A 21,838-nucleotide genomic window follows, 5' to 3' on the forward strand; every position below is an offset into this window, starting at 1 on the left:
ATTGGCACCTATAACGACCTGAGGCTCATCCATTAATGCTCAGGCGACAAGTATCATGAAATTTCCGTGAAGAGACCACCGCCATGATCGCCCAGCTGACGACCGCGACCCCCACGCAGGATTACCCGCAATTTCTCAAGGCCCTGCAAGCCAGTGGCTTTCGCGGACAGCTCAGCGCCGACTACGCCACCCGCACCGTGCTGGCGACGGACAACTCGATCTACCAGCGCCTGCCGCAGGCGGCGGTGTTCCCGCTGGATGCCGACGACATCGTGCGCATCGCCACGCTGATGGCCGAGCCGCGCTTCAAGCACATCAAGCTGACACCACGGGGCGGCGGCACCGGCACCAATGGCCAGTCGCTGACCGACGGCATCGTCGTCGACCTGTCGCGGCACATGAACACCGTACTGGAAATCAACGTCGAAGAGCGCTGGGTGCGGGTCCAGGCCGGGGTGGTCAAGGACCAGCTCAACGCCGCGCTCAAGCCCCACGGGCTGTTTTTCGCCCCGGAGCTGTCGACTTCCAACCGCGCCACCGTGGGCGGCATGATCAACACCGACGCCAGCGGGCAGGGCAGTTGCACCTACGGCAAGACCCGCGATCACGTGCTGGAACTCGACAGCGTGCTGCTCGGTGGTGAGCGCCTGCACAGCCAGCCGCTGAGCGAGGCAGAGTTGGAGGCGGCGTGCGCGCAGCCAGGGCGCATCGGCGAGGTGTACCGCACCGCACGGCAGATCCAGGAAACCCAGGCCGACCTGATCGAGAAGGTCTTTCCCAAGCTCAACCGCTGCCTGACCGGTTACGACCTGGCGCACCTGCGCGACGAGCAGGGCCGGTTCAACCTCAACAGCGTGCTGTGCGGCGCCGAAGGCTCGCTGGGCTACATCGTCGAAGCCAAGCTCAACGTGCTGCCGATTCCCAAGTATTCGGTGCTGGTCAACGTGCGCTACAGTAGCTTCATGGACGCGCTGCGCGACGCCAACGCTTTGCTGGCGCACAAGCCGCTGTCCATTGAGACCGTGGACTCCAAGGTGTTGCTGCTGGCGATGAAAGACATCGTCTGGCACAGCGTCGCCGAGTATTTCCCCAGCGACCCCGAGCGCGCGACCCTGGGCATCAACCTGGTGGAGTTCAGCGGCGAAGACGTGGCGCAGGTCAACGCCGACGTCGCGGCATTCGTCGAACACCTGCAAGCCGACCAGACCATCGAGCGCCTGGGCCACACCCTGGCCGAGGGCGCCGAAGCGGTGACCCGCGTCTACACCATGCGCAAGCGTTCGGTGGGGCTGCTGGGTAACGTCGAGGGCGAGGTGCGTCCGCAGCCGTTCGTGGAAGACACCGCGGTGCCGCCGGAGAAACTCGCCGACTACATCGCCGAGTTCCGCGCCTTGCTCGACAGCCATGGCCTGGCCTATGGCATGTTCGGCCACGTCGACGCCGGGGTGCTGCACGTACGTCCGGCGCTGGACATGAAGGACCCGGCCCAGGCGGCGCTGGTCAAGCCGATCTCCGATGCCGTCGCCGAGCTGACTCAGCGTTACGGCGGCCTGCTGTGGGGCGAGCACGGCAAGGGCCTGCGTTCGGAATACGTTCCGGCGTTTTTCGGCGAGCTGTACCCGGCGCTGCAATCGCTCAAGGGCGCGTTCGATCCGCACAACCAGCTCAACCCCGGCAAGATCTGCACGCCGCCGGACGCCGAACAGGGCCTGCTCAAGGTCAACGAGGTGACCCTGCGTGGCGACCTCGACCGGCAAATCGACGAGCGCGTCTGGCAGAGCTTCGGCAGCGCCGTGCACTGCAACGGCAATGGCGCCTGCTACAACTACGACCCCAACGACGCCATGTGCCCGTCGTGGAAGGCCACCCGCGAACGCCAGCATTCACCCAAGGGCAGGGCGTCGCTGATCCGCGAGTGGTTGCGCTTGCAGGGCGCGGCCAACATCGACGTACTGGCCGCCGCACGCAGCAAGGTGTCGTGGTTGAGCGGTTTGCCGACCCGTTTGCGCAATAACCTGGCGCGCTCCCGTGGCGAGGCGGACTTCTCCCATGAAGTCTACGACGCGATGGCAGGCTGCCTGGCCTGTAAATCCTGCGCCGGGCAGTGCCCGATCAAGGTCAACGTGCCGGAATTCCGCTCGCGTTTCCTCGAGCTGTACCACGGTCGTTATCAGCGCCCGCTGCGCGATTACCTGATCGGCTCGCTGGAATTCACCATTCCCTACATGGCCTATGCGCCGGGGTTGTACAACGCGGTGATGGGCTCGAAGTGGATCAGCCGCCTGCTCGAGCGCCACGTCGGCATGCTCGACAGCCCGCTGCTGCATCGCTTCGACCTTCAGAACACGTTGACCCGTTGCAAGGTGGCGGTGGCCAGCGTGCCGGCCCTGCGTGAACTGACACCTGCGCAACGCGAGCGCAGCGTGGTGCTGGTGCAGGATGCCTTCACCCGCTACTTCGAAACACCGTTGCTGGCCAACTTCATCCAGTTGGCCCATCAGCTGGGCTACCGAGTGTTCCTGGCGCCGTACAGCGCCAACGGCAAACCGCTGCATGTGCAGGGCTTCCTCGGGGCGTTCGCCAAGGCGGCGATCCGCAACGCCAATCAACTCAAGGCGCTGGCCGATTGCGGCGTGCCGCTGGTGGGCCTGGACCCGGCGATGACCCTGGTCTATCGCCAGGAATACCAGAAAGTGCCGGGGCTCGAAGGCTGCCCGAAAGTGCTGCTGCCCCAGGAATGGCTGCTGGATGCGCTGCCGGACAACCCGCGTCCTGATGGCCAGACGTTCCGCCTGCTGGCCCACTGCACCGAGAAAACCAACGCCCCGGCCAGCACCGGCCAATGGCAGGCGGTGTTCGCCAAGCTCGGCCTGAAACTGGTCAGCGAAGCGACGGGCTGCTGCGGCATGTCCGGCACCTACGGCCACGAAGCGCGCAATCAGGAAACCTCGCGGACCATCTTCGAGCAGTCCTGGGCCGGCAAGCTGGACAAGCCCGGCGAGGCCCTGGCCACCGGCTACTCCTGCCGCAGCCAGGTCAAGCGCCAGGCAGACAAGCAATTGCGCCATCCGCTGGAGGCGTTGCTGGAGCATTGCGGACGCGGCTAACCGAACCACCTTCTCTGTAGGAGCGAGCTTTCTCGCGATAGCGGTGTGACATTCAACATGGATGTCGGCTGATCCACCGCAATCGCGAGCAAGCTCGCTCCTACAGGTACGCGGCAGATTTACTGATCCGCACTTTTTTCTCCGGCCTGCCACTGTCGCCAGGCCCGGCGCGCTTCTAAAGTCGAGGGGTATCTCTCCAGGGAAACCTCGCGCATGTACAGCCCGTTCGCTGTCCCAGGCTCCGCTCGACCCTTCCATGACCGTCTCTACGCCGGTGAAATCCTGCGCATCAACGAGGCGCCGGCCATGGTCGCCCTGGTCGAGCACACCCGGGCCATGCTCGAAGACGCGCTGCACCCCTGGTTGCCCACCCACATCCATCGCCATTTGAACCACGAACAACAGACCGTGCAGTTCGCCAAATGCCAGGGCGCCTTTGCCGGTTCCCGCGAGGTGCAGGAGCTGTGGCGCGCGGTCATCGAAAGCCTGGGGTTCGACGCGCAGGCCTTGGCCTGCGACCGCCTGCACCTGCGCTTCCAGCCACACCGCGAAGCCGATGCGCTGGCTCCACGGGCGCGCACCACGGCAACCATCGCGTTTCACCGTGACACCTGGGGCTCGAACCTGTACGCGCAGGTCAACTGGTGGGCGCCGATCTATCCGATCACGGCAGGGCGTACGTTCGCGATTTACCCCGACCTCTGGCAGCGTGCGCTGCGCAATTCCAGCGCCGATTTCGACATGCGCGCCATTCTTCAGCGCTCCCACCAGGCTGGGCGCAACACGGTGGACGCCGACGAGGCTATCCCGCATTTGCTGGAAGCGATTGATGCGCAACAGGGGATCGCGGTGCAAATCGAGCCGGGCAGCCTGATCGCCTTCTCCGGCGCGCACGCCCATGCCGGCGTCGGCAACAGCACCGGGCTGACGCGCATCTCGTTCGAAACCCGCTCGGTGTTGATCGCCGACGTCCTCGCCGGGCTCGGCGCGCCAAACATCGACGGTGATGCGCCCTGGCAAACCCCCGGTCTGTTCCGCCGCATGAGCGACGGCCAGCGCCTGAACGATGTCCTGGGCTGCCACTTCATCGAACCCTATCACCGAACTCACAGGGATTTGGGCTAAACACACATTCTGTGAACGGCCCGGTCCCCTGTAGGAGCGAGCATGCCCGCGATGGAGGCAGCACCACCGCGGGGTATCAGACAGCCAGCGTTATCGTTGACGTCCATCGCGAGCGTGCTCGCTCCTACAGAAATTCGCGCCGCCCTCTGTGGGAGCGAGCCTGCTCGCGATGGTCGCGAGGGCGCCACGGGGTGTCAGGCATCGCGCGTTATCGTTGGCGAATATCGCGAGCAGGCTCGCTCCCACAGGTACAGGTTCAGGGGTGAGAAGGGCATGGGGAAAAAGGGCTTGAGATGTTATAGGGTAACAATATAAGGTGCTCGCCCCCCGTACCTGTAATGCGAATACCCCATGACCCTCGCCCCCCCACGTTCCACCGTCACCCGGCTTCTGAGCATTGATGCCCTCAGAGGCCTGGTGATCCTGTTCATGCTGCTCGACCACGTGCGTGAAACCTTCTTCCTGCACCATCAGGTCGGCGATCCCATGAACGTTGCCACCACCGAGCCCGCGCTGTTCTTCAGCCGCACCCTGGCCCATCTGTGCGCTCCGGTGTTCGTGCTGCTCACCGGCCTGTCAGCCTGGCTGTACGGCGAGAAATACGCGGGCAAGGGCGACGTCAGCCGTTTCCTGTTCAAGCGCGGGCTGTTTCTGGTGGTGCTCGAGTTCACCCTGGTCAACTTCGCCTGGACCTTCCAGTTGCCGCCGACCGTCATCTACCTGCAAGTGATCTGGGCCATCGGCCTGAGCATGATCGCGCTGTCGGCGCTGGTCTGGTTGCCGCGCCGGGTCCTGCTGTTGTTGAGCGTGGCAATCATCGCCGGGCACAACCTGCTGGACACTCTGCATTTCCCTGTTGAGTCGGCCATGCACATACCTTGGGCGATTTTGCATGATCGCGGCTGGATTGAGCTCACCGAAAGCCTGCGCCTGCGCACTTCCTACCCACTGCTGCCGTGGATCGGCGTGATTGGCCTGGGTTACGCCATGGGCCCGTGGTTCGGCAAACTCGCCGACGCCAGTGTGCGCCAACGCGCCTTGCTGATCGGTGGCCTCGGCGGACTTGCCGGTTTCTTCGCCTTGCGCCTGCTCAACGGTTACGGCGAAAAGCCCTGGAGCGTCGGCGAGTCGTCGGTGCAAACCCTGATGAGCTTTTTCAACATCACCAAATACCCGCCATCGCTGCTGTTCCTGGCGTTGACCCTGAGCCTTGGCTGCCTGCTGCTCCTGTGGTTCGAGCGAGCGCAACAGCGCCCATGGCTGCGACCGCTGGCCGTGCTGGGTTCGGCGCCGATGTTCTTCTACCTGCTGCACCTGTACGCGTTGAAGGTGTTGTACCTGATCGCGGTGGCGCTGTTCGGCCTCAACCAGGGCAACTGGTTCGGTTTCAGCTCGATCGGCGCGGTGTGGCTGGCGTCGTTGGTGTTGGCCGTCGCCCTGTATCGGCCGGTCAAGGCGTTCGCTGCGCTGAAGGCACGCCGCCGGGACATCGCCTGGCTGAAATACCTCTGAGCGTGCACTTTTATAAAGCCGTGTCACCCTCTGGTGCACTAAGCCAAGGCAATCGCCAGCAGGGCACCCAGCGCTGGCGAGATGCGCAAAGCCCCGTAAAACCGGGCGTCAGCGCAAGCCCGGCGCATTCTGGCACAAACACTGCAACACACCTGTCAGGCCCACCACAAACGCAATCGAGTGGGCAGCCCGCCCGGTCAACGACGATCGAAACGTGGGCAACATCGGTGGATCAGGCATAGCTGTCTGGGCTCAACACCGCAAAAGAACAGGCAAAGACGCCTGGAACCGCAAGGTTTCAGGCGTTTTTTTTTGCTTTTTGAACCGTATTAGCCAGGTGCACCTTATGAACTCCAATGTTGCCGCGTTGAACAAATTGCAAACGCTGATCGTGATCGGCAATGGCATGGTGGGCCATCATTGCGTCGAGCAGTTGATCGAGAAGGGCGCGCTTGCGCAGTACCGCATCCACGTCTTCAGCGAAGAGCCGATGCGCGCCTACGACCGCGTGCACCTGTCGGAGTACTTCACCGGCCGCGACGCCGAATCCCTGGCCCTGGGCGATGCAGCGTTGTACCAGACGCCCGGCGTCACCCTGCACCTGGGCGTGCCGGTGGTGGAAATCGACCGCGCCGCACGCCGGGTCATCACCGCCCAGGGCAGCACCGCCTACGACAAACTGATCCTGGCCACCGGCTCCTATCCGTTCGTGCCGCCGGTGGAGGGCGCCGAGGGCGATTCGCGCCTGGTGTATCGCACCCTGGAAGACCTCGATGCCATCCGCGCGGCGGCGGCCAATGCCCGTCGCGGTGTGGTGGTCGGCGGTGGCCTGCTGGGCCTGGAGGCAGCCAACGCCCTGAAGAGCCTGGGCCTGGAAGCTCACGTGGTGGAATTCGCCCCGCGCCTGATGCCGGTGCAACTGGACGACATGGGCGGCCTGGCGCTCAAGGCGCAGATCGAGCGGCTGGGCGTCGGCGTGCACCTGTCCCGCGCCACGCAGTCGATCAGCGCTGGCGAGGACTACCGCTACCGGATGAATTTCGCCAACGACGAATTCCTCGAAACCGACCTGATCGTGTTCTCCGCGGGCATTCGCGCCCAGGATGCGCTGGCCCGCCAATGCGCGCTGGAGATCGGCCCCCGCGGCGGCGCGGTGATCGACAACCATTGCCTGAGCAGCGACCCGCACATCTACGCCATCGGCGAGTGCGCTTCGTGGAATGGCAGCCTGTTCGGCCTGGTCGCGCCGGGTTACCAGATGGCGCGCAATGTTGCCGCGCAACTGTGCAACGAGGTGGCAGAACCCTTCATGGGCGCCGACATGTCCACCAAGCTCAAGTTGCTGGGTGTGGACGTGGGTTCCATCGGCGACGCCCAGGGCAACACACCGGGTTCGCGCAGCTTCCAGTTCATCGACGAAACCAGCGCCAGCTATCGCCGGCTAGTGGTGGACGCTTCGGGCAAATACGTGATCGGCGCGGTGCTGGTCGGTGACAACAGCTATTACGACACCTTGCTGCAATACGCCCAGAACGCGATTGCCTTGCCAGCGGAGCCGGCCGGTCTGATCCTGCCCACCTCCGAAGGCGCTCCGACCCTGGGCCCCGGTGCACTGCCGGAATCGGCGACCATCTGCTCGTGCCACAACGTCACCAAGGGCTCGATCTGCTCGGCCATCGACGGTGGTTGCACCGATCTGGGCCTGCTCAAGGCGCAGACCAAGGCCTGCACCGGCTGCGGCGGTTGCGCCGGCCTGCTCAAGCAGGTCTTCGAACATGAGCTGACCGCGCGCGGCGTCAGTGTCGACAAGAGCCTGTGCGAACACTTCGCCTACACCCGTCAGGAGTTGTACGCGCTGGTGCGGGTCGAAGGTGTGATCAGCTTCGAAGAGCTGCTGGCCAAACATGGCCGTGGCCACGTCGGCTGCGACATCTGCAAACCGGCCGTGGGTTCGATCCTCGCGTCCTGCTGGAACCAGCCGATCATGGACGCGTCCCTGGTGCCGTTGCAGGACACCAACGACACCTTCATGGCCAACATGCAGAAAAACGGTACCTATTCGGTGGTGCCGCGCATTCCCGGTGGCGAAATCACCGCCGACAAGTTGATCGCCATCGGCGTGGTGGCGAAAAAATACGACCTCTACACCAAGATCACCGGCGGGCAGCGCATCGACCTGTTCGGCGCGCAACTGCACGAGTTGCCGGACATCTGGGCCGAGCTGATCGACGCCGGTTTCGAAACCGGGCACGCCTATGGCAAGTCGACCCGCACGGTCAAATCCTGCGTCGGCAGTACCTGGTGCCGTTACGGCGTGCAGGACAGCGTGCAAATGGCCCTGACCCTCGAGGACCGCTACAAGGGCCTGCGCTCGCCGCACAAGCTCAAGTTCGCGGTGTCCGGCTGCACCCGCGAATGCGCCGAGGCGCAGAGCAAGGACGTCGGCGTGATCGCCACCGAGAAGGGCTGGAACCTGTACATCGCTGGCAACGGCGGCATGCGCCCCCGTCACGCGGAGCTGTTTGCCACCGACCTGGACGACGCCACCCTGATCCGCTACATCGACCGCTTCCTGATGTTCTACATCCGCACCGCCGACAAGCTGCAACGCACCTCGGTGTGGCGCGAAAGCCTGGAGGGCGGCCTGGATTACCTCAAGGACGTGATCATCGACGACAGCCTGGGGCTGGGCGCCGAACTCGAAGCGCAGATGCAACTGGTGGTGGACCGCTACGAGTGCGAGTGGGCCAACGCCCTGCAAGACCCGGAAAAACTCAAGCGCTTCCGTACCTTCGTCAACGACAAACGCGCGGACCCGGACATCCATTTCGTCCAGGAACGCGGTCAGCGGCGCCCGATTATGGCCGCCGAACTCAACCTTATCCCGGTCACCGAGGAGACAGCCTGATGAGCCACTTCAATACCCAACGCGTGCAAGCGCTCGACACTTGGAAAACCGTGTGCGGGCAACAGGACCTGGTCAGCAACTCCGGTGTGGTGGTGTGGCTGGACGGCGCTCAGGTGGCGCTGTTCTACCTGCCGGGCGCCGAGGGCAAGACCCTCTACGCCATCGACAACCACGACCCGCAATCCGGGGCCAACGTGATCGGCCGTGGCCTGGTCGGCAGCATCAAGGGCGACCTGGTGGTGGCGTCGCCGATCTACAAGCAGCATTTCCGCCTGGAAGATGGCAGTTGCCTGGAGTACCCGCAACAGCGCCTGCGGGTTTGGCCTGTGCGCTTGAACGGCGATGCGGTCGAGGTCGGCGTTTACTGACGCTGAAAGCCAGGGCAGGGCTCAGCGGGAAATGATCCCGTGATCAATGGCGTACTTGACCAGCGCCGCCGGCTTGTCGATGTTGAGCTTGCGGCGGATGCTCAGGCGGTGGGTTTCCACGGTGCGCACGCTGATGTCGAGGTCGCGGGCCATTTCCTTGTTGTTCATGCCCTGGGCCATCTTGTACAGCACCTGGCTTTCCCGTGGGGTCAGCTCGTTGTCGCTGCTCTTGTCGGCGATCAGGCGCTGGGCGATCTCGGCGCTGTAGAAGGTGCCGCCGCTGGCAATCGCTTCGATGGCGGCGATGATTTCCCGTGACGGGGCGTTTTTCAGTACGTAGCCGCTGGCTCCCGAGCGCACCGATTCGCTGACGTACTCGTAATTGTCGTACATGCTCAGCACCAGCACTTTCAGCGCCGGGTACTGGCTGCGCAGCAGGCGGGTCAGTTCCAGGCCGTTGATGTCCTTGAGGCTGATGTCCACCAGCAGCAGGTCCGGCTGGCAGCGCCCGACCATCTCAATGGCCTCGGCGCCGTTCTCGGCTTCACCGACCACCTCCAGCTGGGCCATGACGGACAGCAGCGCCTTGATGCCGTCGCGCACCAGCGAGTGATCGTCGACCAGGGCGACGCGGATCGGGGAGGGCAGGTTCATCACGGGCTTCTCTCTCTTGGGGTCAGGTCAGCGTTTGGCGCCGGGCATTTTCATCGGCAGCACCACGTCCAGCTCGCTTCTTCCCGGCATCGAAGTCAGGTCGAGGCGCCCGCCGAAATGCTCGACGCGTTCACGGATGTTGCGCAGGCCGATCCCGGCATGCAAGCGCTCGACCTGGGCGACGTTGAAACCGACACCGTCATCGACCACCGTCAGGCGGATCGACTGCGCCGTGCCATGCAGGTTGATGGAGACATTTTTCGCCTGGGCATGGCGTTCGATGTTGGTCAGGCCTTCCTGGACGATGCGAAACAGCGCCACGGCCGCGCCATCCACCAGGTGGCAGTCGAATTCGTTGTCGTCGTAGGTCACGGTCAGGCCGCTGCGCTGGCCGAATTCCTCGGCCAGTTGGCCGATGGCGGCGGACAGGCCGAGGGTGTCGAGCAGGGAAGAGCGCAAATCGTGGGACAGGCTGCGCACCTCGCCAATCGCTTCGCCGAGGCGCTCGGTGGCCTCCTTGAGAATGCCCAGGCCACGGTCCTGGCCTTTTTCCAGCACCAGCCCGGCCAGCTCGAACTGGAACTTGATCGACACCAGCACCTGGCTGATGCCGTCATGCAGCTCCCGGGACACCCGCGAGCGTTCTTCTTCCTGGAGGCTGACGATGCGCTGGGTCAGGCGTTGCAGCTTCTTGTCCGCCAGCCGGTGTTCGCTGACGTTGAGGGTCATGCCGCTGGCAAACACGAACAGCACCGCCACCAGCGCGACGGCGGCAATCGCCAGCATGGTCTTGCGAATGCCCTGGGCGACCTCGTCACGGGCCTGCTGGGTGGCGCGCTCGACGTCTTCCAGGTAGATGCCGGTGCCGAGCATCCAGCCCCAGCGGTCGAGCATCACCACGTAGGCCAGCTTGTCGGTGACCTGGCCGGAGGAGGGCTTGTTCCAGGCATACCGCTGGAAGCCTTCGCCCGATTGCGCGCTCTGCAACAGGGCCTGGATCACGGGCAGGCCGTGGGGGTCCTTCATGTCCCACAGGTACTGGCCGACCAGCTCCGATTGCCGCGCATGCATCAGGCTGCGGCCCTCGTGGTCGTAGACGAAGAAATAGCCGTTGATGCCGAAACTGAGCTTGCGCAGCTCTTCCAGCACCTGTTGTTGGGCCTGCGCATCGCCGCGGCCTTCGTCGTAGAGCGGGGCGATCAGGCTCTGGGCCATTTCCACGTAGTTTTTCAGCTCCGCGCGCTTGCTGGCCAGGATGCTGTCTTCGATCAACTGCGCCTGCTGGTCGCCCAACTGGCGATTGAGCGAAATCACCAACGCGCAGATGACCGCAATCGCCAACACCAGCGGCAGAATCCCGAGCGCGACGATTTTGTGTTTGAGCTGCATGGAGACTCCTGCGCGATTGTGCTCCCCCTGTAGGAGCGAGCTTGCTCCGGGCGGCGTTCCGACGATAGCGGCGTGTCAGCCGCCGCGATGTTGACTGACACGGCCTCATCGCGAGCAAGCTCGCTCCTACAGGAATCGGGCGGCATCATAGGCCAAAGATACGCCCGTGGAGTAGCGCTACCGGGCGGAATGACGGGTGGTGGTCTGTGCCTGCCATACCCAAAAACCTGTGGGAGCGAGCCTGCTCGCGATGAGGCCGTGTCAGTCACCATCAATGTCGGATGGGATACCGCAATCGCGAGCAGGCTCGCTCCCACAGATAAGGAGGATGCCGTGTCTACGTAGAACTACGTAGACGCCACGTACGTAGTTACGCGGATTTATTTGTAGACGCCATGCGCAGATATTGGGCCAGCTCCGCACCGCGGACACAATTATAAAAATTACCGCCGCAGTCACAAGCTGTCGGCAGGAGACACGCTATGCCCCGTCTGGCTAAACACCTCGCCTGGTTTGCCGTGGCTGTTCTGGGAGCGTTCGCGCTGAGTGTCGTGGCCCTGCGCCGCGGCGAAGCGATCAACGCCCTCTGGATCGTAGTCGCGGCCGTCGCCATCTATCTCGTTGCCTACCGCTACTACAGCCTGTTCATCGCCAACAAAGTGATGCAACTGGACCCCAATCGAGCCACGCCCGCCGTGCTCAACAATGATGGCCTGGACTTCGTTCCGACCAACAAACACGTACTCTTCGGTCACCACTTCGCCGCCATCGCAGGCGCCGGCCCTCTGGTCGGTCCAGTCCTGGCCGCGCAGATGGGCTACCTGCCCGGCACCCTGTGGCTGATCGCCGGCGTGGTACTGGCCGGTGCGGTACAGGATTTCATGGTCCTGTTCCTCTCCACCCGTCGCAACGGGCGTTCGCTGGGCGACATGGTCCGTGAGGAAATGGGCCGCATCCCTGGCACCATCGCGCTGTTCGGCTGCTTCCTGATCATGATCATCATCCTCGCGGTGCTGGCGCTGATCGTGGTCAAGGCCCTGGCCGAGAGCCCGTGGGGCATCTTCACCGTGATGGCGACCATCCCGATCGCGATGTTCATGGGCATTTACATGCGCTACATCCGCCCGGGTCGCATCGGCGAAATCTCGGTGATCGGCGTGCTGTTGCTGCTCGGTTCCATCTGGCTGGGCGGGCAGATCGCCGCCGACCCGGTCTGGGCCAAGGCCTTCACCTTCACCGGTATCCAGATCACCTGGATGCTGATCGGCTACGGTTTCGTTGCCGCGGTGCTGCCGGTATGGCTGATCCTGGCACCACGTGACTACCTCTCCACCTTCCTCAAGATCGGTACCATCGTCGCCCTGGCGATCGGCATCCTGATCACCATGCCCGAGCTGAAAATGCCGGCACTGACCCAGTTCGTCGACGGCACTGGCCCGGTGTGGAAGGGCGGTCTGTTCCCGTTCCTGTTCATCACCATCGCCTGCGGTGCAGTGTCCGGTTTCCACGCGCTGATCTCTTCGGGCACCACGCCCAAGCTGCTGGCCAATGAAAGCCATGCCCGCTACATCGGTTACGGCGGCATGCTGATGGAATCCTTCGTTGCCATCATGGCCATGGTCGCCGCTTCGGTGATCGAGCCTGGTGTGTACTTCGCCATGAACAGCCCGGCTGCCGTGGTCGGTGCCGACGCCGTTTCCGTGGCGCAAACCGTCAGCAGCTGGGGCTTCACCATCACCCCGGAAGCGCTGCAAGCGGTGGCCAAGGACATCGGTGAAACCACCATCCTGGCCCGTGCCGGCGGTGCGCCGACCCTGGCGGTCGGTATCGCACAGATCCTGCACCACGTCCTGCCGGGTGAAAACACCATGGCGTTCTGGTACCACTTTGCGATCCTGTTCGAAGCACTGTTCATCCTGACCGCGGTCGACGCCGGTACCCGTGCCGGGCGTTTCATGCTGCAGGACCTGCTAGGTTCCTTCGTGCCGGCGATGAAACGCACCGAATCCTGGACCGCCAACCTGATCGCCACCGCCGGCTGCGTGGCGATGTGGGGCTACCTGCTGTACCAGGGCGTGATCGACCCGCTGGGTGGCATCAACACCCTGTGGCCGCTGTTCGGCATCTCCAACCAGATGCTGGCCGGTATCGCCCTGATGCTCGGTACCGTGGTGCTGATCAAGATGAAGCGCCAGCGTTATGTGTGGGTGACTCTGCTGCCAGCGATCTGGCTGCTGATCTGCACCACCACCGCCGGCTTCATCAAACTGTTCGACGCCAACCCGGCGATCGGCTTCCTGTCGCTGGCGAAGAAATACAGCGACGCGCTGGCCAACGGTCAGGTGCTGGCTCCGGCCAAGAGCATCGAACAGATGCAGCACGTGATCTACAACGCCTACACCAACGCGACGCTGACTGTGCTGTTCCTGTTCGTGGTGTTCAGCATCCTGTTCTTCGCCCTCAAGGTCGGTGTCGCCGCCTGGGGCAGCAAGGAACGTACGGATAAAGAAGCACCGTTCCAGGCCATACCGGACGCGTAATCGAGGAGTGCAGCATGTTCAATGACCTGAGTCGCCTGGGCAAATACCTGGGGCAGGCCGCCCGCCTGATGGTCGGCATGCCCGACTACGACACCTACGTCGAGCACATGCAGAACAAACACCCGGACCTGCCGGTGATGAGCTACGAAGTGTTCTTCCGCGAACGCCAGGAAGCCCGTTACGGTGGCAAGGCGGGGCCGAAGTGTTGTTGAGCCGCTGAGCGGGTCATGTTGTAAAGAAAAAACTGTGGGAGCGAGCCTGCTCGCTCCCACAGCTGCAACACAGATCGGCAGCATTTACGGCAACTCCTCCCATCTGACCTTGGTCACCCCGGCCCTGCACGCCTGCTCGCGCAGCAGCGCGCCGTCTACCCCATGCCACACCCCCACATCCGCATGCAGGCACGCGTAGTACCACGCGTCGTCATCGGTCATGTGCGAATCCGGCTGGACGAACAGTCGCCGTGAATCGTTCAGGCAGTAGCTGATTTCAAAGTGCCGTGCACGCATAGGCCCATTCTCCGGTGGGGTGCGATTCCGACCGAGGTGGCGTGGTGCCAGTTCAGTTTATTTGCAGGCCCGGCCATGGCGCTTTCTTGATTGGCATCAACCCGCGCCGTCGCGAGGCTAGTTATGCTGGACCCAGGCCCGACCCGAGTGCCAGAACACCATGCTCTATCCGCTGTTGCTCACCTTGCATCTGTTCGCCGCGCTGATTTTCATCGGCACTGTGTTTTTCGAAGTGCTGTTCCTGGAAAGCATCCGTAAGAAGCTGCCGGCCAAGGTCATGCTGCTGGTCGAGGAGGGCGTGGCTCGCCGGGCCCGGCAGTTGATGCCGTGGGTGCTCCTGGTGCTGTTCGGCGCAGGTATCGGCATGGTCTGGTTGCGTTACCTGCCGGTACTGGCCTCGCCGCTGGCGTCGTCGTTCGGCACCTTGCTGATGCTGAAAATCCTCGCCGCCGTCAGTGTGCTCGGGCACTTCCTGATGGCCATGCTGCTGTTCAAGACCGGGCGCATGAACGCTCGCTACGTGCATTTCATCCACACCAGCGTGTTTTGCCACATGGTGGCCATCGTGATACTGGCCAAGGCCATGTTCTACCTGACCTGGTGACCGGCCGTCCGCTCCTTGAAATACGTGGCTTGCAGCTTGATACAAGTCAAGGAGCGTTGTTCGACAATCCCGGAAACTGCAGGCCTGTGACCCGTCTCGGAGGCCTGTCATGCTCGATTTCTTTCCGCAACCCGGCGAGCCGGTCGCTCGCTGCGATCAGGGCGTACTCGACCCCAACTGTCATGCCGACACCCAGAAGTTTCACCCAGGCATCGGCTCGCTCGACCTGCTGCGCGCCGTGCGCATCAGCCGCCAGAAGCGCAGGCCACTGTCGTTGAACGTGCAACTGCCGGCCAACCTCAAGTCCTACTGCACCACGCCCGATGCGCAGAGCGAACAGGCCGCCCTCGAGCAGTACCTCGAACACCTCAAGCGCGAAATCGACTTGGTCGGTTGCCACCTCAGCCCCGAGCAACGGGTCGAGCAGTTTCACCTGGCCGGCGGTACGCCGAGCATCGCCCACCTCAAACAGTTGATGAACCACCTGCGGCGCCGCTTTCATTTCCTCGAACACGAGTGCGGCGACTACAGCGCCGAGGTCGACCTGCGCCACACTGACTGGGCGATCATGGGCGCGCTGCGCGAACAGGGCTTCAATCACGTCAGCATCGGCGTGCCGGACATCGACGCCGAATGCGAGATGTCGGTGGCCTGCTACCAGAACCCGGCGCCGATCAATTCGCTGATCGACGCCGCACGCACCTTCGGCTTTCGCTCGGTCAATGTCGACCTGGGCTTCGGCCATGCCTGGCAAACGCCGGACAGCTTTGCCGCAAAACTCAAGACCATCATCGAGCTGGAACCGGACCGCCTGATGGTATTCGACTACGCCCGGCCACCACGCCGCTACCGGCCGATGATCGGTGACAAGGTGCGGGCGCTGTGCAGCCAGGAAGACAAGGGCGCCATGCGCCAAGTGTGCTTCGAGCAATTGATTGCCGCCGGTTATCACTACATCGGCATGGGTCAGTTCGTGCGTCCCGATGACGACCTGGCTATCGCCCAGGAGCGCGGGCGTCTGCGCCGCACCTGCGACGGTTTCACCCGCCATGGCTTTTGCGATCACATCGGCTTCGGCCTGGGCGCGATCAGCCAGATCGACGACCTGTACACGCAAAACACCGACGAGATCGAGCGTTATCAACGTCAGTTGGGCAACGACCAATTGCCCACCAGTCGAGGGTGGCGCTTCGAATCGGGGGAGCAGATACGGCACACGGTCACGGAACGGCTGGCGTGTGACCTGGAGCTGGACATCCGTTCCATCGAGCGCCGCTACGGGCTGGTGTTCCCACGTTATTTCGCCTCGGTCTGGCCACGGCTGGAGCAGCTGAGCCGTGATGGCCTGATCGAGTTGTCGGACCGTTTCATCAGTATTCTTCCCGCCGGTCGGCCGGAAGTGGATGTCATCTGCCATCTGTTCGAAAAAGAACGGGGCAGTGCAAGGCATTAACCTTTTTGTGAGTGGATTTCATGAAGTCTGTGTTCAATCGCGCCCTGGTGGAAAAATACGATCGTCCGGGGCCGCGCTACACCTCTTACCCGACGGCGCCGCAGTTTCACCAGGCGTTCGCCGTCGATGACTACCAGCAGGCGGCCCGGGCCAGCAACCTGGTGGCCAGCCCGAAACCGCTGTCGGTGTACATCCACATCCCGTTTTGCAAAAGCCTTTGCTACTACTGCGCCTGCAACAAGATCATCACCCAGAAAACCCACCGCGCCGTCGAATACCTGACCTACCTCAAGCGTGAAATCGCCATGCAGGCAGCCTTGTTCGACAGCACCCGCAAACTCACGCAATTGCACCTGGGCGGCGGCACCCCGACCTATCTGACCAGCGAGCAACTGGCCGACCTGATGGCGTGCCTGCACCAGTCGTTCGACATGGACCACAGCGACAACCACGAATTTTCCATCGAGGTCGATCCGCGCACTATCAGCACCGAACGGATCCAGACCCTGCGCCAACTGGGCTTCAATCGCCTGAGCTTCGGCGTGCAGGACTTCGACCCGGACGTGCAGGCGGCGGTCAATCGCCAGCAAAGCGAAGAACAGATCTACGCCCTGGTCGCCGCCGCCCGCGAGGCGCATTTCAAGTCGATCAGCGTCGACCTGATCTACGGCCTGCCGCTGCAAACGGTGCAGAGTTTCGACGTCACCCTGGGCAAGATCATCGCCTTGCGCCCGGATCGGATTGCCGCCTACAGCTACGCGCACCTGCCGGAGATGGTTCGGGCGCAAAGGCTGATCCGTCCCGAGGACATGCCGCCACCGGAGCGCAAGCTCGAGCTGCTGGAACTGACCATCCGCCGCCTGACCGAAGCCGGCTACGTCTACATCGGCATGGATCACTTCGCCTTGCCCGACGATGAGCTGACCCTGGCGCGCAGTCGCGGCACCCTGCAACGCAACTTCCAGGGTTACTCGACCCACGCCGACTGCGACCTGATCGGCCTCGGCGTGTCGTCGATCGGCAAGGTCGGCGACAGTTACAGCCAGAGCGTCAAGGAGCTTTCGCAATACTACGCGCGCATCGACCAGGGCCTGCTGCCGGTGCACCGTGGTTATCGGCTGACGGACGATGACCAGTTGCGCCGTGAAGTGATCAGCGACCTGATGTGCCACGGGCGCATCGACTTCGCCAAGTTCGAGGCCAGTCATGGCATCTGCTTCACCGGGTATTTCGCCGATGCCCTGGCGCAACTCGATGAGCATGTGAAGGACGGGCTGTTGCAGATTCACGCCGATGAACTGGTGCTGTTGCCCCAGGGGCATTTGATGATGCGCAGCGCAGCCATGGCTTTTGATGCGTACCTGGGCGGAGAACAGAAGGGCCGCTTTTCCCGTACCGTTTGAGCCTCGGAACGTTCTGATACGGGGTTTTTGGTTGAGTTGATTTCAGTCAAGGGCAGGTGGCCCATCGCTACCTAAGATGGCCGCCAAGCCCATTCGAAATCAGCGAACCCATGACAGCCCAACCGCTCGCGAAACAGGTCTTCCCACGCCACTGGAGCGTCGGGCTGGTGGTGCTGGTGGTGTTGCTGATCGCGGTGTTCGCCACGGTGCAGGCCAAGTCCTATGGCGACATCGAACGCCAGCGCATCGACAAGGTTTTCCCGCAGACCGACAAGGTCTCCGAGCCCGAAGGCCAGTTCAAAGTGCGCAGCATCTCGGCGGCGGGGAAGGTGGTCGGCTACGTCTTCCAGAGCCTCGACGTGGTGGACATTCCGGCCTACTCGGGCAAGCCGATCAATACCCAGGTGATCCTCGACACCGCCGGTGTGATCCAGGACGCCTATGTGCTGGAGCACCACGAACCGATCCTGCTGATCGGCATTCCCGAAGAAAAACTCCACGGTTTCAGTGCCCGCTACAAGGGCATCAAGGTCACCCAGCGGGTAGTGGTCGGCCGTTCCAGCGACCAGAGCGCCGTCACCGTCGACGCCATCGCCGGCGCCACCGTGACCGCCATGGTGGTCAACGAAGTGATCATGCGCGCAGCCCATGACGTGGCTGTTTCGCTCAAGCTGATCGCCGACACGGGCGGGGTGAAGAACAAACCGGCCATCGTGCGCCAGGATGTGTACCAGCCGGCCACCTGGGAGCAATTGACCGGTGACGGCTCCATTCGCCGGCTCCACCTGACCCGTGGCCAGGTCGATGCCGCGTTCAAGGGCACCGAAGCGGAGGGCGTCGACAACGCCAGCCCTGAGCAAGTCAACGACACCTTCATCGACCTGTACACCGCCGACCTCAACCCGCCGACCATCGGCCGGGCGCTGCTGGGAGACAACCAGTACCGTTTCCTCATGCAGGACCTCAAGCCCGGCGAGCAGGCCATCGCGGTGCTCGGGCGTGGGCAGTATTCCTTCAAGGGCTCGGGTTATGTGCGCGGCGGCATTTTCGACCGGGTGCAGTTGCGCCAGTTCGGCAACGTCATCAGCTTCCGCGACATGGACCATCAACGGCTCTCCGATGTGTTCGCCCAGGGCATGCCGCAGTTCGACGAGCTGTCGGTGTTCATCGTGCGCAAGGCCGCGGCTTTCGATCCGGGCTCGCCGTGGTCGCTGGAGTTGCTGGTGCGCCGGCAGACCGGCCCGGTCAACGGCATCTTCAGCAGTTTCGAAGTGGCCTACCAGCTGCCCGAGCAATACCTCGAACGCCCGGCGCCAACGCCTGAAGAACTGGCGGCCATCGAGGAAGCCAAGCGGCCGATGTGGTTGAACATCTGGTATCAGAAGCAGTTCCAGATCGCCGTGCTCGCCAGCGCCCTGGTGTTGCTGACCGCCATCCTCTTTCTGCAGGACAAGTTCACCCGCCAGCCGCGCTTCCTGCACTGGCTGCGCCGCGGCTACCTGATCTTCACCGTGGTGTTCATGGGCTGGTATGCCCTGGGGCAACTGTCGGTGGTCAACGTGCTGACGTTCGTGCATGCCTTGTTCCAGAACTTCCGTTGGGAGCTGTTCCTCACCGACCCGTTGATCTTCATGCTCTGGGTGTTCACCGCCGCCAGCATCCTGCTGTGGGGTCGTGGCGTGTTCTGCGGCTGGTTGTGCCCGTTTGGCGCCTTGCAGGAGCTGATCAACGAAGCCGCACGCAAATTGAAGATCCCGCAATACGAATTGCCCTTCGCCGTGCATGAGCGGCTGTGGGCGATCAAGTACATCATCCTGCTGCTGTTGTTCGGCATCTCCCTGGAGTCGATGGCCACCGCCGAACAGTTCGCCGAAGTGGAACCGTTCAAGACCGCCATCACCCTGCATTTCGACCGCCAATGGTGGTTCGTGCTCTACGCCGTGGCGCTGCTGGTCATCAACATCTTCACGCGCAAGGTCTACTGCCGCTACATCTGCCCGCTGGGCGCGGCGCTGGCGATCCCCACCAAGCTGCGCCTGTTCGACTGGCTCAAGCGCCGCAAGGAATGCGGCAGCCCCTGCCAGTTGTGCGCCAAGGAATGCGAGATCCAGGCGATTCACCCGGACGGGCGGATCAACGCCAACGAGTGCCACTACTGCCTCGACTGCCAGATGACTTACCACAACGACAACAAATGCCCGCCGCTGATCCTCAAGCGCAAGAAGCGCAACAAGGCCGCGCCCGTGGGGACGCAACTGATCCCTGTCGTGGAAGTGGCCGCCGGCGAATGAGTTCCACCCGCGCACCTGCGCAGTGTCCGTTTTCCCTTCAAGGAGTAACGCAAGATGAGCGATAAACAATCCACGACAACCGGACAGGAAGAAGAGCACGCGGGCCTGAGCCGCCGCGGCTTCCTGGGTGGCAGTGCCATGACCGGTGCAGTGCTGGCGGGGGCCACGGCCCTGGGAGGAACGGTATTCACCCGCGAAACCTGGGCAGCGGCGGTCAAGGACGCGCAGGCCAAGATCCATGTCGGCCCCGGTGAACTGGACGAGTACTACGGCTTCTGGAGCGGTGGTCACCAGGGCGAAGTGCGGGTGCTGGGCGTGCCGTCGATGCGTGAGTTGATGCGTATTCCGGTGTTCAACGTCGACTCCGCCACCGGCTGGGGCCTGACCAACGAAAGCAAGGCGATCCTGGGTGACAGCGCCAAGTACCAGAACGGCGACTGCCACCACCCGCACATCTCCATGACCGACGGCAAGTACGACGGCAAATACCTGTTCATCAACGACAAGGCCAACTCCCGCGTCGCCCGTATCCGTCTGGATATCATGAAGTGCGACAAGATCCTCACCGTGCCCAACGTCCAGGCGATCCACGGCCTGCGCCTGCAAAAGGTGCCGCACACCAAATACGTGTTCGCCAATGCCGAGTTCGTCATCCCGCACCCTAACGATGGCCACACGTTCGACCTGCAAGATAAAAACAGCTTCACCATGTACAACGTCATCGACGCCGAGAAAATGGAGATGGCGTTCCAGGTGATCGTTGACGGTAACCTCGACAACTCCGACGCCGACTACACCGGCAAGTATGCGGCGGCCACCTGCTACAACTCGGAGAAGGCCTACGACCTGGGCGGCATGATGCGCAACGAGCGCGACTGGGTGGTGGTGTTCAACATCCCGCGCATCGAGGCGGCGGTCAAGGCCGGCAAGTTCATCACCTTGGGCGACTCGAAGACGCCAGTGGTCGATGGTCGCAAGGTCGATGGCAAGGATTCCGAGTTCACCCGTTACATCCCGGTGCCGAAGAACCCGCACGGCCTCAACACGTCCTCGGACGGCAAGTACTTCATCGCCAACGGCAAGCTGTCGCCCACCGTGTCGATGATCGAAATCGCGCGTCTGGATGACCTGTTCAACGACAAGTACAAGGACCCGCGCGACGTCATCGTCGCCGAGCCGGAACTGGGCCTGGGCCCGCTGCACACCACCTTCGACGGTCGCGGCAATGCCTACACCACGCTGTTCATCGACAGCCAGGTGGTGAAGTGGAACATGGCCGATGCCATCCGCGCGTACAAGGGCGAGAAGGTCAACTACATCAAGCAGAAGCTCGACGTGCACTACCAGCCGGGCCACAACCATGCCTCCCTGACCGAAACCAGTGAAGCCGACGGCAAGTGGCTGGTGGTGTTGTGCAAATTCTCCAAGGACCGCTTCCTGCCGACCGGCCCGCTGCATCCGGAGAACGACCAGTTGATTGACATTTCCGGTGAGGAAATGAAACTGGTGCACGACGGCCCGGCGTTCGCCGAACCCCACGACTGCATCCTCGCCCGTCGCGACCAGATCAAGACCAAGAAGATCTGGGACCGCAACGACCCGTTCTTCGCCCCGACCGTGGCCCGGGCCAAGAAAGACGGAATCAACCTGGAGACCGACAACAAGGTCATCCGCGACGGCAAGAAAGTGCGGGTCTACATGACCTCCATGGCGCCGGCGTACGGCCTGACCGAGTTCACCGTCAAGCAGGGTGACGAAGTCACCGTGACCATCACCAACATCGACCAGATCGAGGACGTGTCCCACGGCTTCATCATGACCAACCACGGCGCGAGCATGGAGATCAGCCCGCAGCAGACCTCGTCCATCACCTTCACCGCCGACAAGCCCGGCCTGCACTGGTACTACTGCAGCTGGTTCTGCCATGCGCTGCACATGGAAATGGTCGGCCGCATGCTGGTCGAACCGGCCTGAC

Annotated in this window: 15 protein-coding genes; 12 read left to right on the forward strand and 3 right to left on the reverse strand. The window is 63.0% G+C overall.

Features of this window, described 5'->3' with window-relative positions:
• Positions 1 to 83 precede the first annotated feature (83 nt).
• The 5 genes from ABVN20_RS22605 (at position 84) to nirD (ending at position 9,020) form a co-directional block, all read left to right on the forward strand.
• A complete protein-coding gene (locus ABVN20_RS22605) occupies positions 84 to 3,107 on the forward strand; it encodes an FAD-binding and (Fe-S)-binding domain-containing protein (protein ID WP_368557967.1) in 3,024 nt (1,007 codons plus the stop codon).
• Between the two features lie 213 nt (positions 3,108 to 3,320).
• Positions 3,321 to 4,232 carry a hypothetical protein gene (locus tag ABVN20_RS22610; protein ID WP_368557968.1) on the forward strand — a complete coding sequence of 304 codons (912 nt, stop codon included), beginning with the start codon at positions 3,321 to 3,323 and terminating at the stop codon, positions 4,230 to 4,232.
• 351 nt (positions 4,233 to 4,583) lie between these two features.
• A complete protein-coding gene (locus tag ABVN20_RS22615; protein WP_368557969.1) occupies positions 4,584 to 5,744 on the forward strand; it encodes a DUF1624 domain-containing protein in 1,161 nt (386 codons plus the stop codon).
• Between the two features lie 346 nt (positions 5,745 to 6,090).
• A complete protein-coding gene (gene nirB / locus ABVN20_RS22620) occupies positions 6,091 to 8,652 on the forward strand; it encodes a nitrite reductase large subunit NirB (RefSeq protein ID WP_368557970.1) in 2,562 nt (853 codons plus the stop codon).
• Entirely contained in the window at positions 8,652 to 9,020 is a 369-nt protein-coding gene (gene nirD, locus ABVN20_RS22625; RefSeq protein WP_368557971.1) for a nitrite reductase small subunit NirD, read from the forward strand. The genes nirB and nirD overlap by 1 nt, the downstream gene beginning before the upstream one ends.
• A 21-nt stretch (positions 9,021 to 9,041) precedes the next feature.
• Here the strand turns inward: nirD and ABVN20_RS22630 are convergent, their stop codons facing one another.
• Entirely contained in the window at positions 9,042 to 9,674 is a 633-nt protein-coding gene (locus tag ABVN20_RS22630; RefSeq protein WP_368557972.1) for a response regulator, read from the reverse strand.
• A gap of 27 nt (positions 9,675 to 9,701) precedes the next feature.
• Complete coding sequence (locus ABVN20_RS22635; protein ID WP_368557973.1) at positions 9,702 to 11,063, reverse strand: cache domain-containing protein; 1,362 nt, start codon at positions 11,061 to 11,063, stop codon at positions 9,702 to 9,704.
• A 482-nt stretch (positions 11,064 to 11,545) separates the two neighbouring features.
• Between ABVN20_RS22635 and ABVN20_RS22640 the strand changes: the two genes are divergently transcribed.
• Together ABVN20_RS22640 and ABVN20_RS22645 are read left to right on the forward strand one after the other, a co-directional pair.
• Complete coding sequence (locus ABVN20_RS22640) at positions 11,546 to 13,603, forward strand: carbon starvation CstA family protein (RefSeq protein WP_368557974.1); 2,058 nt, start codon at positions 11,546 to 11,548, stop codon at positions 13,601 to 13,603.
• A gap of 14 nt (positions 13,604 to 13,617) precedes the next feature.
• A complete protein-coding gene (locus ABVN20_RS22645; protein ID WP_368557975.1) occupies positions 13,618 to 13,815 on the forward strand; it encodes a YbdD/YjiX family protein in 198 nt (65 codons plus the stop codon).
• 84 nt (positions 13,816 to 13,899) lie between these two features.
• Here the strand turns inward: ABVN20_RS22645 and ABVN20_RS22650 are convergent, their stop codons facing one another.
• Positions 13,900 to 14,112 (reverse strand): DUF6555 family protein, encoded by a 213-nt coding sequence (locus ABVN20_RS22650; RefSeq protein WP_368557976.1) that lies wholly within the window; start codon positions 14,110 to 14,112, stop codon positions 13,900 to 13,902.
• A 160-nt stretch (positions 14,113 to 14,272) separates the two neighbouring features.
• Here ABVN20_RS22650 and ABVN20_RS22655 point away from each other — a divergent pair, with 160 nt between their 5' ends.
• The 5 genes from ABVN20_RS22655 (at position 14,273) to nosZ (ending at position 21,837) form a co-directional block, all read left to right on the forward strand.
• Positions 14,273 to 14,716, forward strand: a complete 444-nt coding sequence (locus ABVN20_RS22655; protein WP_368557977.1) for a CopD family copper resistance protein — start codon at positions 14,273 to 14,275, stop codon at positions 14,714 to 14,716.
• 109 nt (positions 14,717 to 14,825) lie between these two features.
• Entirely contained in the window at positions 14,826 to 16,169 is a 1,344-nt protein-coding gene (locus tag ABVN20_RS22660) for a coproporphyrinogen III oxidase (RefSeq protein WP_368557978.1), read from the forward strand.
• A 20-nt stretch (positions 16,170 to 16,189) separates the two neighbouring features.
• Entirely contained in the window at positions 16,190 to 17,572 is a 1,383-nt protein-coding gene (gene hemN / locus ABVN20_RS22665; RefSeq protein ID WP_368557979.1) for an oxygen-independent coproporphyrinogen III oxidase, read from the forward strand.
• Positions 17,573 to 17,682: 110 nt separating this feature from the next.
• The gene (gene nosR, locus ABVN20_RS22670; RefSeq protein ID WP_368557980.1) at positions 17,683 to 19,863 is read left to right on the forward strand and encodes a transcriptional regulator NosR; all 2,181 of its coding nucleotides are present in this window, start codon (positions 17,683 to 17,685) and stop codon (positions 19,861 to 19,863) included.
• 54 nt (positions 19,864 to 19,917) lie between these two features.
• Positions 19,918 to 21,837 carry a TAT-dependent nitrous-oxide reductase gene (nosZ, locus tag ABVN20_RS22675; protein ID WP_368557981.1) on the forward strand — a complete coding sequence of 640 codons (1,920 nt, stop codon included), beginning with the start codon at positions 19,918 to 19,920 and terminating at the stop codon, positions 21,835 to 21,837.
• Position 21,838: the final 1 nt, after the last annotated feature.

This window comes from Pseudomonas sp. MYb118 (genome assembly GCF_040947875.1).
GTDB lineage: Bacteria > Pseudomonadota > Gammaproteobacteria > Pseudomonadales > Pseudomonadaceae > Aquipseudomonas.

What these genes read in the sequence shown, in the direction of transcription:
- ABVN20_RS22640 (WP_368557974.1), top strand. Translation starts at nt 11,546, where the DNA reads ATGCCCCGTCTGGCTAAACACCTCGCCTGGTTTGCCGTGGCTGTTCTG.
- nirD (WP_368557971.1), top strand. Translation starts at nt 8,652, where the DNA reads ATGAGCCACTTCAATACCCAACGCGTGCAAGCGCTCGACACTTGGAAA.
- nosZ (WP_368557981.1), top strand. Translation starts at nt 19,918, where the DNA reads ATGAGCGATAAACAATCCACGACAACCGGACAGGAAGAAGAGCACGCG.
- nirB (WP_368557970.1), top strand. Translation starts at nt 6,091, where the DNA reads ATGAACTCCAATGTTGCCGCGTTGAACAAATTGCAAACGCTGATCGTG.
- ABVN20_RS22605 (WP_368557967.1), top strand. Translation starts at nt 84, where the DNA reads ATGATCGCCCAGCTGACGACCGCGACCCCCACGCAGGATTACCCGCAA.
- ABVN20_RS22650 (WP_368557976.1), bottom strand. Translation starts at nt 14,112, where the DNA reads ATGCGTGCACGGCACTTTGAAATCAGCTACTGCCTGAACGATTCACGG.
- ABVN20_RS22610 (WP_368557968.1), top strand. Translation starts at nt 3,321, where the DNA reads ATGTACAGCCCGTTCGCTGTCCCAGGCTCCGCTCGACCCTTCCATGAC.
- ABVN20_RS22645 (WP_368557975.1), top strand. Translation starts at nt 13,618, where the DNA reads ATGTTCAATGACCTGAGTCGCCTGGGCAAATACCTGGGGCAGGCCGCC.
- ABVN20_RS22635 (WP_368557973.1), bottom strand. Translation starts at nt 11,063, where the DNA reads ATGCAGCTCAAACACAAAATCGTCGCGCTCGGGATTCTGCCGCTGGTG.
- ABVN20_RS22655 (WP_368557977.1), top strand. Translation starts at nt 14,273, where the DNA reads ATGCTCTATCCGCTGTTGCTCACCTTGCATCTGTTCGCCGCGCTGATT.
- ABVN20_RS22660 (WP_368557978.1), top strand. Translation starts at nt 14,826, where the DNA reads ATGCTCGATTTCTTTCCGCAACCCGGCGAGCCGGTCGCTCGCTGCGAT.
- ABVN20_RS22615 (WP_368557969.1), top strand. Translation starts at nt 4,584, where the DNA reads ATGACCCTCGCCCCCCCACGTTCCACCGTCACCCGGCTTCTGAGCATT.
- hemN (WP_368557979.1), top strand. Translation starts at nt 16,190, where the DNA reads ATGAAGTCTGTGTTCAATCGCGCCCTGGTGGAAAAATACGATCGTCCG.
- ABVN20_RS22630 (WP_368557972.1), bottom strand. Translation starts at nt 9,674, where the DNA reads ATGAACCTGCCCTCCCCGATCCGCGTCGCCCTGGTCGACGATCACTCG.
- nosR (WP_368557980.1), top strand. Translation starts at nt 17,683, where the DNA reads ATGACAGCCCAACCGCTCGCGAAACAGGTCTTCCCACGCCACTGGAGC.